The organism is Mariniphaga sp. (genome assembly GCF_041687215.1).
In the GTDB taxonomy this organism is placed as follows: domain Bacteria; phylum Bacteroidota; class Bacteroidia; order Bacteroidales; family Prolixibacteraceae; genus Mariniphaga.
In genome coordinates this window covers 17,290-34,139 of sequence record NZ_JAWLCI010000036.1, presented here as the reverse complement: position 1 = coordinate 34,139, position 16,850 = coordinate 17,290, and the positions used below count along the sequence as shown (strand labels likewise).

Here is a 16,850-nt window from a genome sequence, read left to right as displayed (position 1 = left end):
AAGCGTGAATTCAAAAAAGCCTTGCCTTGCATGAAAATCGGGAACAATTCATTATTTTAGCCCATTCATATTTAAATACAATTAAAACCAATAAACCATGGAAAGAAGGAATTTTATTAAAAATGCGGCAGCCAGTGGAATGGCAGTGGCAGGACTTGGTAGTGTTTTTGGCGCAACGGAATCAGAATCTGTTATGTCGAATGAAACCAAATTTAAATTGAACTACGCTCCACACTTCGGTATGTTTAAAAACAGTGCCGGCGATGATTTGATTGACCAGCTAAAGTTTATGGCCGATCAGGGTTTTACTGCTTTTGAAGATAACGGGTTGCTGGGACGTGATGTGGCAACTCAGACAAAAATTGGTGAAACCCTTGAAAAACTGGGAATGACAATGGGGGTTTTTGTTGTTCCAAAAGGTGGAAATATGGCCAATACCCTTGCGGCAGGGAAAAAGGAAAATGTTGATATTTTCCTGGATGGATGCCGCCAATCGGTTGAAGCTGCAAAACGCGTTAATGCCAAATGGATGACCGTGGTGCCGGGCGCATTTGAGCGCAGATTACCCATCGGAATTCAGGATGCCAACGTTATTGAAGCACTGCGCCGGGGTGCCGAAATTTTGGAACCACATGGATTAACTATGGTTTTGGAACCACTTTCCGACTCGCCTGATTTGTATTTGCAAACATCAGATCAGACGTACTTGATTTGCAAAGCGGTGAACAGTCCGGCCTGTAAAATTCTGTATGATATATACCACATGCAGAAAACCGAGGGCCACCTGATTCACAACATCGATCTCACATGGAATGAAATTGCCTATTTCCAGGTAGGCGATAATCCGGGACGAAAAGAACCCACAACCGGCGAAATCAACTACAAAAATGTGTTTAAACACATCTACGACAAAGGGTTTAAAGGTGTGGTAGGCATGGAACACGGTAACGCTGAACCAGGTACTGAAGGAGAAATGAAACTGATTAAAGCATATCGAGAAGTGGATTCGTTTGAAGTATAAAACATCCATGAAAAAGAAACGAACTCCGGCCGGCAAAATTATTATTGGTTTTGTCGGTTTAATTTTCCTGCTTTATGGATTTTTTTTAGCTGTGTTATGGCTGGCCGGCACTCCGGCACGAGCAAAAATTACCAGTTTCCGCCGCGAGATGGGCGAAAGAAACGAGACCATCAGAAATCAATACACGTATGTTTATGCGTATGAATTTAGCGTAGCCGGGAAAACCTACTCCGGCAATTCAAAAAAAATACAGGATTCGGTATTTTTAAAAAATGACGGAAACACTTTTATTACAGTACATTATTTAAAATGTTGCCCGTTTTTAAATGGACCTGAAACCAATTTTACACCAAAATACAAGTTGCTGATTTACTTTGGCATTGCTGCAGTTTTGTTTTATTTTGTTTCGAAAATGAAATAAAACTTTTATTTTTTGTTTGAACTTCTTAACCGTTCAACAATTGGCTTCGGGTCGAAATTTTCGGGCAGCGGAAATTTAATTTCATGGGTGTGCCGCCAAGTGAGGTCGGTGTAATAGTACGCGAGATAAATTCCATGAAAAGGTTCTTTTATGGCTTTTACCTTTGAAAAGCCGGAAAGCGGATAATCCCAGTTGTGAAAATACCCGTTAAAATAGGCGTATTTTTCACCAATCAGAATTTGATTGTCTCCTTTCAGGTTTTTGCGGTAATAATAAACAGGGAAAAATTTTGAAGCCACAAAAACGACAAAGAAGATTGCGGCCATTATGAACACGAAACCAACGATTTCATCCTTTTCAAGAAAAAACAAAAAGGGAATGGTAATCACCACAAATAAAACCCCAACAACCCACATAACCGCCTTGTTTTTTGCACGGCTTTCGTCGCGGAGGGCGGTGGCGTATTGTTTTTTCATTTCCCCGGTCATTTCGAGGTGTACCAAAAGTTTTTCGCCGCTTTGCAAACTGTCCATTTTTTTGGCGCGGCGCGAAAAAATCAGGCCCACTACAAAAGATGTTATAGTTACAAACGCAGCCAGAAAAGCAAGTGCCCAGGCTCCGGAAAGCGTGTGGCCTTTCACATTTGGGACAATTACCATAATTACACCCAAAAGCGCCAGCACATGAAAAGTACGTGCCGTTGTTCGTTGTTTGTTTTTTATTGTTGAAACCAATTCCTTCATTTTATCCGATAATTAAATTTTATTTTAACAGGGGGCAGCCGCAATTCAGGCAAACATCTTCCTCAATATCGTGCAAAAACGCGCAGGCATTGCAAAAAATAATTTCATCGCCCGATTTGTCGAACTTTTCGTACGATTTTAACCTGGAATGATACCGCACTTTGTCGCCAATTTTATAGTAATTGTAAACTGTGTCGTCGTTTTCTGACCAGATTTCGTGTACTTTCCCGGTTTCGCTTTTTATAAAAACAGTGAACGAATAATGTTCGGCTTTTGTCCTCTGATATTTAATGTCTTTGTAAGTTTTTTTGATTTTTTTGTCGATAACTACGCCGTCCCAGTCGCGGGTTGCCGATTTTGATCTTCCTGAAAAAAAACCAATCACAATAAACATGAGTGCAATAACCAACCCGATTTGCAGCGCCTCCGGGTTATCCATCTCGTCGCTGAAAGCCCCATACATCCAAAACCCGGTAATTGCCAGGGCAGCCAGGATGAGTGAAAACTGAAACTTCCAATTCTTACTGTTTTGCAGGTACTTGTCGAATGCCTGGTCGTGTATTTTGTTCGAATAGGCCATTTATCTATTTTTTCCAAACATGGCTTAACGTAAGTTTCCGGCTCATACATGGATCCTGTACTACCCGAATCCGGAACTCCTCAGGTTCGATGTCAACATTATAACTTCCTTCCACATCTTCACACTGGCTTTTGGGACCGCTAAGCCTGAGCAAGGTGCCGGCAAGTGAATACTTTCCGGTTAAAGGTTCTTCCCCGTCATTCATTTTATCCTCAAACACCCAGGCGCCATCATTTTTAAATGTCCAGTAAAAATAACCGGTCTGTTCATATCCGAATTTCCAGGTACCGACCAAAACATTTGCTTTGAAGCCTGTATTATCAGAATTTGAAATGCCTGCAAGTTGGGCTCCTTCGTATCCGCGCTGGGTAATGGTAGATGCCTGTGTGTATTCGTATTGTTTTCTGAGTTTTTCATCCAGGAGGTCGTATTTTTCTTTTTCAACAAAAACTTCCCGAAGCGAATCTTTTTGATTTTCAACCAGCAAATTGATTCTTTTGATGAGTTCTTTTGATTCGGCAAGCTGTTTAAATCGCGCAGCCAGACCTTTGGCATCGCCCATTGCACCTTGATTAACTCCATCGGTTATATTCCAGTCGAAAACCGTATTCACCACATCTTTCGAAAGTTGGATTGGTGTAACGCCGGGAATTAAAAATTTGATTTGTTCTTCAACCACTGAAATTTGCATGGAGTTAATAATTTTATTCTTTTGCTCGAGCGTTTGAAATTCCAGGTTTAGCGACCAGTTAGAAAGTTCTGTGATATTCGTTTTTAACTGATCAAAACGTGCATCGGTTTGTTTTTTTAGCGGAATGGCATCGTCGGGGAAAGCCGGCGGCTGACCGTATTCTTTTAAAACCCGGGTACTGTGTTCCACCATTTCCAACCGTTGCTGTTCGGTTAAAGCCGGGTCATTCAGCGCTTTCTCCATTTCAGCCTGCGCCTCGAGAACCCAGTTGGTTTCGGTTTCACTTAAAACCTTTTGTGCCAGCAAATTTCCGGATAACCCGAATAAAAAACCAAACAGCAGGAAACCAAAAAATAGTCCATTTAATTTTTTCATTTTTGAAGTCGTAAAACATTATTATTAATAGCCCGAACGGTGTGAATTAGTGTGTTAAAGTAGTTGTCAACTGGTGCTATCAAAACTTTTCCGGTTCCGGTGAACGTGTTTACCAGCCCTTCGCCTGAAATTACGGTTGAAAAAATACCGCTTGTGGCTTTGGTAACTTTTAACTCGATGCCCGAAGTTCGGGCCACGGCAAAACGTCCGTCAACGACCAGTTTATCATTTACCAGTACCATTTCTTCCAGTGGCCCGGCCGAATTAATAATTACTTTTCCGCTTCCGGCAACCACGGTTTGAAACCATTTTTCGCCCGAAAACAGTGCACTGATGGCGCGGTTGGTGTACGCACCCAATTCAACATCAATTTCCGATGCGTAATATGCGCCCTGGTCGAGAATCCATTCATCGTTTTGCAGTTCAAGAATGGTAAATTCGCCAAACGAAGGCTGTAAAAAAACCGTACCTGTTCCGGTGATTACCGGTTTGATAATTTTCTCCTTGGTAATCATCGATTTAAAAATTTTGCCCATTCCCGGAGCATTCGACTGCATTTCAAGGTTTCCTTTCATGTAGTGCATCGCTCCTGCCTCGTAGCGGAATGTGGCATTTTCGAGTTCCACTTTTACCATGTTTAGCCGTTCGCGGTTAATTACATCGAAAGTAACCTGCCCGCCGGTTTGCTGCGTGGACGGCGAAACGGGCTGAACTACCGGGGTTCCGCAATTTCCGCAAAAAGCAGCCCCGGGTTTTATTTCATTTCCACAATTTGAACAGAATGCCATATCTATTTATTAATTTCAAAAGTTATTGATTCTTTTACCCCTTTCGACATTCCGGCAGGAAGTCCGGTGAACCTTTCAGTGCCCTCCACCAGACGCGCCTGAATGGCTACGGGCGCACTCATTTTGCTGCCATCGATAATAACGTATAAATCATATTTTGCTGAAACAGTAAATTTGTATTCTTTATTGGTTTGAGTCTGGCTTGACCCCGGGTACAATTCTTCTTTATCAGAGAAACTTCCTGAACTTGCATAAGTCATTGTGCCAACTTTAGTTCCAAGTCCTGAACCTCCTTTTTGAATGTATTCATCCACTTTTCTCATTTGCTCGATATGGCCTGTTAATTTTACATCGCCTATTTGTTCGTAAACCCCGTTGTTTATATTAAATCCTTTTTTTTCATTATAACTATTGCGTGTTGTATAGCCCGGTATTCGGGTTTCAAAAAATCCGTCTTCGGAAACCACAAAGTTGAAACTGCGAATGGTGAGTAAACGACTCAGCGGATCGTTTAATGCATAGCTGGAGGGCCAGCCTATTTGGTCAGGAGTCTTATTGCTTTTGTGTCCCAGTGTAAAGGCTGAAACATCGGCTTTTTTGCTTTTTGAGCGGACGGCAACTCCTCCAAAATCTATTTCTGCAAAAATATCTGAGCCGGCTTTACCCAGCCTTCCTTCAAACTTTCCGTTAAAGGCAGTAAAAGTATTGATAATTTCGAGGCGGGTATTTTTTATATTTACGGGGCCGTTATATAAAACGGGTTTAGGATATTCTTCGTCGGTTTTGTGAGTAATTTTACCTGTAATCCTGCCATCTTCCTCAATATTTGTAATTTCAACCTGCAAGGCCGGGATAAAAAGTCTTACTGTATGAATACCAGCTTCCTTTATTGCCGGAATCAGGACTTTTGCCTGTGATTCCACACAAGCCTGATCGATATACGGATCAGTACGGTAAAGAGCGAGACCCTTAAAAAACTGCATGTCGGTACACATTTTTACTTCTGTTCCGGCAATTGTGCGGTAATAGTAATAATCATTTTTGTAGGCTGAAGCGCTAAGTTTGGGCGAATCATAAACATAATCGGGATGGGCAATTGGTTTTACGACATTTCCTTTCCAGTCGGTACCTGAAATTGTTTCGTTGGTAAAGAAATTTTTATTTGTAAAAACCGCAAGTTCATGGGCAATTTCATGTACTTTTTTTGCCGTTCTGAATGATTCTTTTAAATCCTCATCAATGGGGCCGCCGTCAAAACCAGCTGTTGAACTTACCGCCATAATTTCTTCGTAGGGGTCGGGATTTCCGAAGTAGGAAAAAATGGGCAATGGCAGGGAAGGGTGCCCGTCGTTACGAACATGGGCAGGGCAGCCATTGTCGGCAATCATGTGCAATGTTTCTCCGAGCGAGCGCCAGGCTTTCGCCATTAATTCCTTACGCTTGGCAATGTCGGGCTGTTGCAGTGCCGCCATCAGGTATTTTTTCCCGTGCTCCCAGGTATAAATATGCTCAAGTACACCAAAGTTTCCTTGTTCTCCAATTGCCCAGTCAATACCGTTTGTTTCGGGGTTTTTGAGGAACGACTGGGCCCATGCAAACAATTTTGAGTTTACCTGGTCGGTTAAATGGCGCTCTCCTTCGGGGTGGGTCGGATCGTAAAAATGGCGCAAACTGGCTGGTACTTCCGGCACATCGGCTGAATATCCGCCGTGCTCAATCCATTGTTGCGCTGTAATTTCCTGCGATCTCTCCGTGTAGGTCGTGTTTTGTTCACCCACGGAAATATCGCCAACCCGGCTAACTTCCGATGGATTAAACAACCCGGATTCCACAATGAAATCGCCTTTTAGTTTTCCAATATTCAGGTTAAAAACATAGTCCTGAAATTTCACCATTGAAAATTCATACTTGTTATTTATGGAAACAAAACCATCAACAATTATTTTATTGATAGCAGGGTGGCTGGTTTTGTTACCATAACTTAAAAAAAGCAATCCCAAAATAACCGGGAAAGCAATTTTTAATTTTGATTTTATCGTTATCTTTTTCATTTCATTCACTTTAAAATCTTACTAATTTCCACACCCCGGATTCAACTTGTGCAAACTCTGTCGAGAATTTGTTACCATCTTTATCTTCAATGCTATACAAGGCATAAATATCGGTTTTCAAAATTAATTTCTTGGAAGTCAGTGCTTTTGCATACTTTGCCATTTCGGGTTGGATTGCGCTGAATTTCCCTGAATATTTTTTTAGACTTTGAGGGGTTAACAGGTTTTTCAATTGAGTAGTATCCGCTGAGGCAAAAGCTTTTTCAACTAATGTTGTTGTTGTTTTCAATGCTTTTTCTTCATGAAATGAAGCAGGCAAAATTTGTTCGGTTGTTTTATCGCGGTTTTCGGGCAGGTGGCTCACATCGCCCGGCTCAATATCTACAATTCCGGGAATATTGGTGCCGGTTAAACCGTCGTTGTCCTCTTTTTCTGTTTTTTCGGCAATGGTTGCCGGGGTTTCGTCGTTTTCAACAAAAAAAACATTTACCACAAAAATTAACAGGGCCGAAACCAAAACAATAGATAAAAGAATAAGAAGTGTACGGAAGAAACACCCACCCTTCCTTTTTTCTTTCTTTTTCAAAGGTAGAGGAGCTGGGGCCTTTTTGTCGTGATCCGGTTTTGGCCCGCCGCTAATTATTTTCCGTCCTTCTTTGGTTAATTTTGGTTCTTCCGGTTTGGGTTGCGACGGAGGTTTTGGCGGCTCGGTTTTTACAGGTGTCCCACATGCGGAGCAAAATTTCTCGTTCTGTTCAAGAGTTTTTCCGCATTTGGCGCAGCTTCCCGAACCTGTATTTAGTTCAGTGCCGCAGTTGCCGCAAAACCGCGCTCCCGGAGGAATTTCTTTTCCACAATTTGCACAGAATGGCATAACTTATTGATTTATATTTTTATGAATTAATCATCGTCCCAATCTGATTTTCTCCCTTTTTTGCCCCGCATAAACAACCATCCGAAAAAGAAGAAAACAATCATAAATACAGTTCCCATTAAAACATCGGTTAATTTTTTACCGGCCTCGGGATCTACCTGGAACCAGATAATTAGAGCGATAATTCCGAGCAAAACAATTCCGATAATTGTATTTCTGAAAATCTTCCAGACTTTTGAGGTTTTGCCTTTTATCATTTTTCCTGAATAATTGCCTGCAGAACTGAATGTTTGCGGCCCTGACTTTTTATTTTCATCTGGTCCGGGTTCAGTTAATGGAGTTCCGCATTTTTCGCAGTACAATGTCCCTTCCTGATTTTGGTGATTACACGCCAGACACACATTGGCAGCGGTTTGATTGGTGACGGCGTTTCCGCAATGCGGACAAAATTTATCGGATGAATCAACGAGCTTACCACATTTTTCGCAAGATTTGCTCATAGAAGTTCGAGTTTTGGTTTTTTTAGTTTTTAAATTTAAATAAAGTTTTAAAACAAAGATATCTGCTTTTTAAGAGTTTTATAATTTTATCCAGATAATTCAGATTCCAATTATAAAGCAAAACAGTCAAAATAATTTTCCCGGTTTATTTTCTTGTCGTTCTGTTTTTTTTTAGGAAAAGTTTTCCTTCAAGTATTTAAAAAAAAGGGGAAAGCGTAAATTGACTTTCCCTTCGGAACTGTTTAGGATATACTTAAGGACTTCTTATTTATTATTCAGCAAAACGAAAGTACGTGTTCTTTCGAAGCTGGAATGTCCAAACTGTAAATCCAATTTCCAAATCGTATAAATGTTGTATCTTGTATCGCAAATTCAGGAGTATAATTTTACAATTCAAAAGCTATCTAATTAAGTATGATAAGAGACCTGATTATCTACACTCCCATGTATGTGACCTTTTTTTGGGCTCTTGTTCTTTTATTATCAAAAAAAGAAAACAATCCGGCCAAATTTTTTCTGGGAATTTTTATGAGTGTCGCTTTCCTGGTTTACATTTCACACACCGTTTTTTTTCAACAAAATTTACACGCATACCAGTTTTTTGATCCGATATATGTTTTTTCCTCATTGGCTGTTTATCCATTATATTACTGGTACATAAAGCTATTAACTATTGAAACTTCTTATAAACCAACTAACTTATTGTATTTGCTACCTGCTGTAGTATTAGCTTTGGCCACTCTGGTAGCCTATCAATTCATGTCAGACGAAGAAAAACTAATCTATATCCGGGAATTTCTGCTCGATCGTTCCGGTTCATTAGAAGATTCAACTGCCATAAAAATTCAGAAGCTTATTTTTTATTTTAGCCGAATTGTTTTTGTTGTTCAGGTGGTGCTTTTTCTCATATTTGGGCGAAAACTTGTTTTACGTTACAATAAAAGGGTGGCCAACTTTTATTCCAATCTTGATAGCAAAACCATTTTTTGGGTAAAATACCTGTTATATTCTTATGTAGCCACATCAATTATGAGTATTGTGGCTAATTTAATCGGTCGAAATTATTTTGCTGAATCATTGATACTTTTGCTGATTCCTTCAATTATATTCAGTACGCTTTTATTTTTTATTGGCCTGCTGGGTTACATGCAAAACCACACAGTAGTTGATTTGGTAAAAGACGAAAATCTTCAGCCTGCAGTTGACCAAAAAAAATTGAATTCAAGTCAACTTCAGAACAAGTTGCTTGAATTATTTGAAAAAGAAAAAGCATATCGAAAACCTGAACTTAAAATCACCGAGGTTTCACAACTTTTAGGAACAAACCGTTCGTATGTTTCTGCTTTAATCAACACTGAGTTTTCCTGCTCATTCAATGAATTTGTAAACAAATACCGGATTGCAGAGGCAAAAATACTGATTAAAGAAAATTCAAATGAAAATTATTCGCTCAATTATATTGCTGAATCTGCCGGGTTCGGTTCTGTTGGAACTTTTATTCGTGTTTTTAAAGAAATGGAGGGTACCACGCCCGGCAAATACCGGGAAGCCAAAACCTAATGTATCAATTAGTTAAAAAGATAATTTACCCGGTTGTACCCATGGCGTTGGCAATGGCATTTATGCTGCGCAACAAGTTGTGCAACAAAAAATCATGATCCTCATTGTTACCTGATTTTTGGGCTTTTCTCCATTGTTTTAACAAACTAACCTGTTGGCGATGTAGTGGTAAAAGCGCTTCGGCCCTTAACTGAGTAGAGTAGTGATGGTTTTTCCTCCTTTCTTTTGAGGGGCTACCCAACAAATCGAGCATGGTTTGCCGGGTAAGTTCAAGTTCGGACAATAACAATCCAAGAATTTCATTTTTAACGTTTTCATCTTCCACCAAGCCACAGTATAGTTTCATTATGTTTTCATCGGTGGCAGCGAGGCTGGTATCAATATTTGTAAGCACATACCGCACAAAATCGTCGGTTTTTACCATCATCTTCAGGGTTTCATATTTGCCAGGTTGCTCAATTTTCATTTTTTGAAGAGTAGAACCTACTCCAAACCAGCTTGAAATATGCATGCGCGATTGTGTCCAGCTAAAAACCCATGGGATGGCGCGCAAATCGGCAAGTGTTCGTTTGCCTGTTCTGCGTGCCGGCCTGGAACCTATTTTGCTTGATTCAATGGCATCAATTGGTGTGGCCTGTTCATAAAATGCAATAAACGAAGGATGGGATGTAAGTTCTTTAAAAGCTTCAAAACTTTCGTTTGCCAGGTAATTGAAAATTTCAGATCTGACTTTACTATTTCTCTGATTTCCGGATTTATTCAACAATGTTTGGCGTAAAAGCCCGGCAATTAGCAACTCCATATTATAAGCTGCGTTCACTTTGTTGGCATACTTCCGCTCAATGGTTTCACCCTGTTCGGTCATCCTAATCAGTCCGTTCATGGTGGAAACCGGTAACGATTTTAAAAACCAGTGCGTAGGCCCGGCGCCCCGGCTGATGGTTCCGCCTTTCCCGTGAAAAAACCGGATTTGCACTCCATGTTTGCGGGCAATTTCCGAGAGTTTCACCTGCGCATCGTATAAGTACCAGGTACTTGCCAGAATTCCTCCATCCTTGTTGCTATCGCTGTAACCAATCATCACATCCTGAACAGGCTCGGGTAATTTTTTTCGTTGCCGGATGTATTCCAGACTATTTTTTGTTGCCGGATGGCTTAAAAATTCATCCAGAATGGCAGGGCTTTCTTTTAAATCTTCAATGGTTTCGAACAACGGGACAACCGGAAGCGGACAAATTAATCCATCGTTTTTAAAATTAGAAAGTCCGGCTTCGCGCACAAAAAGATAAATTGTAAATAAATCGGTAGCATTGCGGGTCATGCTCACAATCAGCGAACCAAGCGATCGTTCAGAATAATTACTGATGTGTTTTTCGAGGGTGCGAAAAGTTTTTACAACTTCGTGCGCATTTTCCGATTTAAGCAAGTCGGTTCTGCTCAAAAAAGGGCGGTTGTGCATTAATTCTTCCCTGATAAACTCATTGTATGCCTGTTGGTTACCAGAAATTGTTTCATATTTTGCCGGCAGGCTTGCTTTTATAATATCGTGCAGAGCCTGTTCGTAATATCTGCTGTTTTGCCGAATATCGAGATGAGCCAGGTGAAATCCGAATACTTTTAAATGACGCAACACTTTTTGCACATCTGAAACTGCAAGCGAACGGGCTCCAAATTCAATGAGAGCCCTTTTTAATATTAGCAAATCCGCTTCAGGTTCAAGCGAATTCTTATACGAAGAAGGCGTATCGTTTAATTCAATTCCACCTGAAACATTTTCTGAAACAGGAAGTTTTCGTTTTATAAGTTGCAGGTAGGTTTTAAAAGGTTCAACCGAATTTAAATTTTCAGAAATTCCCAGTTCTTCGCACAACTCTTTCATTTTGGTTTTAAAATAGTCAGGAAGACAATCCTTGTTGCAATAAATACTTAGCTTTTCTGAAAGTTCGTCGAGCATTGATTTTAACACTAAAAATGCATGAAGTCTGAATATTTCAAGGGTTTTTCCAGTTACATCAGAAGTTACCAGCGGGTGCCCGTCGCGATCGCCACCTACCCAGTTGCCAAAGGTAAGCAATGGGAAGTTTTCGGTATCTTCCACCAAATCGGGATTGAATCCGGCTTTTCCCCAGGCCTGTTTCAGTTTGTAATCGAGGTAGTGCAACATTTCAGGGAAAACTTTATAAAAATAGTAGAGTACATTTTCGAGCTCCGATTCCACTGCAGGTTTCTCAATAAATATTTCGCCAATAAACCAAAGTTTATGCAAAATTTGTTTGATGTCGTGTTTAATTTCTTCCTGTTCGTGACTGGTGTACATGGAATTTTCGCGTTTTACCAGCAACAGGTAGAGCTGCCGGTAAAGCGCCAGCACAACAGGTCGTTTTGCTTCAGTTGGATGGGCAGTTAATACCGGTTCTGCATGAATTTGCCCAAGGTGTTTTGCAATGGTTTCCTCCTGAATTCCTTTCGATTTTAAATCGCTGAAAATATTCCCCCACATTCCACTTACGCTTTCAAGTCCGGTTTTTTCCTGCCGGGCACGTCGGTTTTGAACCGCACCGTTGACTTCTGCCAGGTTAAGCAACTGAAAACTAATGGAAAAAAGGTGTAACAATTTTTCAGTATTTTCTATACTAAAATCAGGTTCATTTCCCGAAATCCAGGGCACCTGAGCCGCCAACTCATTTTCGTTATTTTCTTTGAGAACCTCGGAAAAACATTCCAGCAAAAATTCCAGATCGGCATAAGGTTTTCCTATTCGTTCCTTAACTTCATTCAGTAGATGTTTCATTTTGATGATATTAGACTTCGGGATATTTTTAATAAAAACAGGATGCTGTGCCTTTTTGTTTTGCTTTTTTTTGAGTTAAACTGAAAATGGCACATAATAGTTACCGCAAACGTAATAAGTTGAAATTACCACTTGGTTTCGGTTAGCAAAAAATCAGGTAAAAACAACATCTCCTTCACCATCCTGAAAATGAATTTTATCAAATTCGGGAATATCAAATGAACTGTATATTTTTTGACCATATTTTCTAACGTGTAAAAACGGGAACCGGTATTTTAAAAGAAGTTTTGACACACCAGGATGGTAAACCGTTAGCATTTCCAACTTATGTTTTACGCTGTACCATTTTAAAAATTGTGCAAGCTCTTTTTCCAGCCCATTCACATTCCAAAAAAACAGTGTTTTCAGTTGCCCATCCCGAACTGAAAAAATGAAAACACCTCTCCATTCATTCTGTTGCCAGATTTTTACAGCATGATACCTGAATGCGTTTGAACAGGATGAAAACGGATATTTTTTTGCCACTTCCCGGTTTTCATCTGAGATCCAGGGATAATCAAAAATCCATTTCAACGCTTTTTCACCTTGTCCGAAAACAAAATTTTCTCTGAATTTTTCAGCAAAATTGAGAGTTTCTTCATCGGGTTTTCCAGCAATTTCAAATTGAATCTCCGCGTTTTTTGATTGACGAAAAAAATTGATTCTCAGATTCGAATAACTTGCGATACAAAAATCAACCAGCGAAAAAATCCATTTCGAAAACCGATTTCTACGTGCACCAGCCAATAATTTTCCTGTTTTGGGAAACAAGTAGGCACGGACTCCTTCAAACTGATGAATGGGTCTGAACCACCCGGTTTTCAAGTACAACTTTTCTGATTCCGGTGCATAATTGGTGAACATTAATTTACCGTTCCAGGCTGAATAAGCCGCTTCCAGCAGCAGTTTGGAGATTCCTTTTCTTCGGAAATCCGGGTGCACCCAGTTCCCACTGCACCAGCCAAACCTGATTTTCTCTTTTTCGGTTTGAATTTCATCGGCAAACAAACTCCGAAATGCAACCAGTTTGTTGTTTAACAATGCCAGTATCAGCACAACATCCCCAGGGTTACCTTTCGGATTTTCGAGATAGGATTTTGCACGCGAGTAGGAAATGGGAATATGCGAAAACTGCCTGAATTCGTCACTTTGAATAAATGCACCCAGCTCGTCCAGCCTGATTTTCCTGATTTCAGGATTTAATGTTTCACAGTTGCTTTTCCCATCCATTTCCGCAGTTCAAAATAAATAAATTCGCCTTTCAGGTTTTGAATAAAATTACCGGGTTGTTCCACCGGGTAGCGTTGAAAATGAAAATCAAACGTATCGTTTTTTACACCCGCAGTTCCAAAAGTGATGTCGCAAATTTGTTCATTTTTTATGGTTTCCAAAACCATTGCCGGCACACCATCGTCGGTAAACGGAAATGAAAATGCTTTTACTCCAGGTTTCACCAATTTTTCCAGATGTGCCATACTTACTTTAACTTCTTCAATTTGTGCGGCTTCCGAAATTTGCCAGAATTCGGGATGATTGTGGCTGTGGGCGCCAATGGAAAAACCGTTATCAGCCAGACTTTTTATTTGTTCAGAAGTTAAATAGGGTTTTTGCCGGGATAAAAACTCTGCAAAATCAATGTCCAGTAGAGTTGCAGCTTCATTCAAAATTTCAACCTGCGAAATTTCGGCTTTCAAAATATTTTCTGTGGTAAGCCCGTACCTGGCTAAAAATGTTTCTGCTTTTTCATCTGGTTTTTTCCTTAACCGGCTCAGAATAAAGCTTGCCTTGTATTTGTGAAACAGTTCCCTGTTGTCAACAAAAGCGGTATTGACAAAAAATGTTGCAGGAATTCCCCACTGAAGAAGTATTGGAGCTACAATTTCAGAACACTCCCGAAGCCCGTCGTCAAATGATAGATGAAAAGCTTTCCTTTCTGAACATTTCCCATTTTTCAAATCATTAAGTGAAACCGGTGTAAAATATTTCAGGATAAAATCCAGCTCTTTTTTAAATTGAGCAACATTCCGGTACGGATAATTTAAAATATGAGGTAATTTTTCGTCACTAACCACATGGTAAAAGGGCAAAAAACAAGGAGTATTCCGGCCAAAAAGCCATTTTTCAGAAAAAAAAGGGCTAATCGATTTACTGAAATTACGGGGAAATTTTCTCATCAGGTTTCTCGTTTTAACCACTTTATGGGGAATGGCAACCGATTGACTTTCATTCGAAAATAGGTTTCAGGTGTAGCACCAAATCCTTCGAAAAAACGAGCAACTCCCGGAATCATGGAACCTTCAAAATCCAGTGTCAGATTTTTGGTGGTAATGGATTTCAGAAATTGATCAAGCAAAAGAAACATGGCCCGCATTTCTTTTCCTTCAGGGGTTGAAACGGCATTCATATAAATTATCCGGTTTTGCCAACGGAGGAAAAAAACGGCAGCACACAAAACATTTCCGGGCGAATAAACGCCAACAATTTCGCCAAAACCTTTGTATTGGCTGTAAGCAATAATACTTTTCAGTTTTTGAATTACTGCCTGGTGAAATTTAACAACCATGTTTTTTTGTTTCAATGCCAGAAAATCTTCGAGACTGACTCCCTCTACGTAATTCAACCGGCTGTTGTTGGCTTTGGCAATGTTGCGGTGTGTGTTTTTCGAAAATCCCGACGAAAGTATGTTGTAATCGGTTCCCAAAAGAAGCAGAAAATTTTCCCGGCGAACAAACTGAGCACCGTTCAAATTTTTTGGCGGAAGATTACATGCGTTAAGCTGTAAATCTGCATATCTGAATTTGCGTACAATTTCATTATAAAATTCAGTTGCAATTTCGGAAGCAGGTGCCGGAAAAATTCCCAGTTGCTGACTGTAAAACGGCTGAAAAATATAGTTTACCCCGAATTTTTTTTTGACAGGAACTGGCATTACAAACTCATAATTACCCCACACCAGCGCATCCCAAATTACAGCGGTGCGGTCGAGGTACCAACTTACTGCATAAATGCGACTGTTTGACGCCTCGCTGATGCACCGGTCCCATTTCCCGTAATCAATCTCGCTGTGCCTTACATATTTTAATTTTCCAACTTCAAACATCAGATAATTCAAATCCCAGTTTATTCATTTTTTCAAAAACTTCGCGGTATCCTTTCCACTCACCTTCATCATTCACCGTTTCGTTGTGCCAGATAGTAGAAAATGTTCCGCCCACTTTTTTTACTTCCTGCATCAGTGTTTCAATTTCTTCAATGGCTTCTGGGGGTTTTAAATTCAAATAGTGCCGCAAAGTAACATCCATTATCTGAAACGGAATAATTTTCAAAGAAGTTCCTGCCTCTCTTTTTACATCGTAAAAAAAGAACGGGGTGCAAATTCCGGCCCTGAAACCGGTTTGTGATGCGTAGCCCATGGTGTAATCTTCCAGAATTCCGGCTTTAATCAGGCGCCTGTAGGTGCGCGGAAACTTCAACCTCAAAAAGTGTTGCCGGCTTTTTTGTACTTCATAACCGGTAATTTTTTTCAACCTGTCCAATTCGGTAATCAGTTTCTTTTTGCCCTTCTTTTTACTTGAAGAATAGGATGGATGAATTCCGACAGCATATTTTTCTGAGGTTTCACGAATTAGCTTTTGAAAATGTCTGTTCCGCCACGAAATATTTTTATCGAACCTTTTATAATCTCCCAAAAGAAAGAAAAACAATACTTTATCTTCATTTCCTTTGAATGTTTCATCCAAAAAACGAAACGTATCGTAAGGATCGTTTTCAGTTCCTCTCAACACTTTTGTACGTTGATTCACCTCAGAAAAATTTCCTTTTCCCGCAGCTTTGGCCAATGCTCCCATAGTTCGCCAAAAACCTTTGTTGGAAAATGCCCAGGCATTATCCACATCAATGGTTGAAAGGAAATGAAATTTTGGATACGGAATTTGAATTTCAGGATACCGCTCTTTCAATTTTTCGCCCAAAAGTCTGGCCCAGATGTTTACAACCGGTTTTTTCAGTAATCCGTATTTTTCCAGAATACTTTCTTTGGCCGGAAACCGGTTGTATTTCCCCTTTTCAAATTCGAGGTATTCTTCGTACCGGGTAACCAGATAAAATGAAGCTGATAATGGGTCGAAGGGTAAATCAGAATCTTTGGAACTTTCAAAAAAATACTTTTCTCCGTTATACCAAACCGGTTGAATATTAGGCTGAATGAGCGCTTTGCAATGTAAAAACCGGTGTGGTTTAATGTAAAACTCATCAACAAATTTCTCATACGAATAATTCAGTTTGGGTAATTCAGACTTTAAAAATTCCGAAGATTTTGTGGTAAACGAAACTTCATTCTGCAAAATGGTGGAAAAAATTAATCTCGAAATGTACTCAATCCGTGGATTTAACTCTTCGGTGTAGATTAATATCATA

At 40.0% G+C, this 16,850-nt stretch carries 15 protein-coding genes; 3 read left to right on the top strand and 12 right to left on the bottom strand.

Annotation, left to right across the window (positions count from 1 at the left end; all coding sequences use genetic code 11):
- Positions 1-97 precede the first annotated feature (97 nt).
- Together ACESMA_RS13195 and ACESMA_RS13190 are read left to right on the top strand one after the other, a co-directional pair.
- On the top strand, positions 98-1,021 hold the full coding sequence (locus tag ACESMA_RS13195; RefSeq protein WP_372949304.1) for a hydroxypyruvate isomerase family protein: 924 nt from the start codon (positions 98-100) through the stop codon (positions 1,019-1,021).
- 7 nt (positions 1,022-1,028) lie between these two features.
- The gene (locus tag ACESMA_RS13190; protein ID WP_372949303.1) at positions 1,029-1,442 is read left to right on the top strand and encodes a hypothetical protein; all 414 of its coding nucleotides are present in this window, start codon (positions 1,029-1,031) and stop codon (positions 1,440-1,442) included.
- 5 nt (positions 1,443-1,447) lie between these two features.
- Here ACESMA_RS13190 and ACESMA_RS13185 read toward each other — a convergent pair whose 3' ends face one another.
- From ACESMA_RS13185 to ACESMA_RS13155, 7 genes are read right to left on the bottom strand one after another with little or no spacing between them, the layout of a single operon-like run.
- Positions 1,448-2,185, bottom strand: coding sequence for a hypothetical protein (locus ACESMA_RS13185; RefSeq protein ID WP_372949302.1), 738 nt, complete (start codon positions 2,183-2,185; stop codon positions 1,448-1,450).
- 19 nt (positions 2,186-2,204) lie between these two features.
- Positions 2,205-2,765, bottom strand: a complete 561-nt coding sequence (locus ACESMA_RS13180; protein WP_372949301.1) for a hypothetical protein — start codon at positions 2,763-2,765, stop codon at positions 2,205-2,207.
- Between the two features lie 4 nt (positions 2,766-2,769).
- Positions 2,770-3,831 carry a hypothetical protein gene (locus tag ACESMA_RS13175; RefSeq protein WP_372949300.1) on the bottom strand — a complete coding sequence of 354 codons (1,062 nt, stop codon included), beginning with the start codon at positions 3,829-3,831 and terminating at the stop codon, positions 2,770-2,772.
- Complete coding sequence (locus ACESMA_RS13170; RefSeq protein WP_372949299.1) at positions 3,828-4,619, bottom strand: AIM24 family protein; 792 nt, start codon at positions 4,617-4,619, stop codon at positions 3,828-3,830. Before ACESMA_RS13170 ends, ACESMA_RS13175 begins: the two co-directional genes overlap by 4 nt.
- Positions 4,620-4,621: 2 nt before the next feature.
- Positions 4,622-6,670 (bottom strand): hypothetical protein, encoded by a 2,049-nt coding sequence (locus ACESMA_RS13165; protein WP_372949298.1) that lies wholly within the window; start codon positions 6,668-6,670, stop codon positions 4,622-4,624.
- 10 nt (positions 6,671-6,680) lie between these two features.
- Complete coding sequence (locus ACESMA_RS13160) at positions 6,681-7,544, bottom strand: zinc ribbon domain-containing protein (RefSeq protein ID WP_372949297.1); 864 nt, start codon at positions 7,542-7,544, stop codon at positions 6,681-6,683.
- 26 nt (positions 7,545-7,570) lie between these two features.
- On the bottom strand, positions 7,571-8,044 hold the full coding sequence (locus tag ACESMA_RS13155) for a zinc ribbon domain-containing protein (RefSeq protein WP_372949296.1): 474 nt from the start codon (positions 8,042-8,044) through the stop codon (positions 7,571-7,573).
- Between the two features lie 414 nt (positions 8,045-8,458).
- Between ACESMA_RS13155 and ACESMA_RS13150 the strand changes: the two genes are divergently transcribed.
- The gene (locus ACESMA_RS13150; protein WP_372949295.1) at positions 8,459-9,604 is read left to right on the top strand and encodes a helix-turn-helix transcriptional regulator; all 1,146 of its coding nucleotides are present in this window, start codon (positions 8,459-8,461) and stop codon (positions 9,602-9,604) included.
- A gap of 25 nt (positions 9,605-9,629) precedes the next feature.
- On the opposite strand, the gene ACESMA_RS13145 is transcribed toward ACESMA_RS13150, so the two are convergent.
- From ACESMA_RS13145 to ACESMA_RS13125, 5 genes are all read right to left on the bottom strand, one after another.
- On the bottom strand, positions 9,630-12,395 hold the full coding sequence (locus tag ACESMA_RS13145) for a phosphoenolpyruvate carboxylase (protein WP_372949294.1): 2,766 nt from the start codon (positions 12,393-12,395) through the stop codon (positions 9,630-9,632).
- A gap of 153 nt (positions 12,396-12,548) precedes the next feature.
- Positions 12,549-13,664 carry a GNAT family N-acetyltransferase gene (locus ACESMA_RS13140; protein WP_372949293.1) on the bottom strand — a complete coding sequence of 372 codons (1,116 nt, stop codon included), beginning with the start codon at positions 13,662-13,664 and terminating at the stop codon, positions 12,549-12,551.
- Positions 13,634-14,608: a polysaccharide deacetylase family protein gene (locus tag ACESMA_RS13135; RefSeq protein WP_372949292.1), complete on the bottom strand. Its 975-nt coding sequence runs from the start codon at positions 14,606-14,608 to the stop codon at positions 13,634-13,636. Before ACESMA_RS13135 ends, ACESMA_RS13140 begins: the two co-directional genes overlap by 31 nt.
- Positions 14,608-15,534: a hypothetical protein gene (locus ACESMA_RS13130; protein WP_372949291.1), complete on the bottom strand. Its 927-nt coding sequence runs from the start codon at positions 15,532-15,534 to the stop codon at positions 14,608-14,610. Before ACESMA_RS13130 ends, ACESMA_RS13135 begins: the two co-directional genes overlap by 1 nt.
- Positions 15,527-16,849 carry a polysaccharide deacetylase family protein gene (locus ACESMA_RS13125; RefSeq protein ID WP_372949290.1) on the bottom strand — a complete coding sequence of 441 codons (1,323 nt, stop codon included), beginning with the start codon at positions 16,847-16,849 and terminating at the stop codon, positions 15,527-15,529. Before ACESMA_RS13125 ends, ACESMA_RS13130 begins: the two co-directional genes overlap by 8 nt.
- Between the last annotated feature and the right edge of the window lies 1 nt (position 16,850).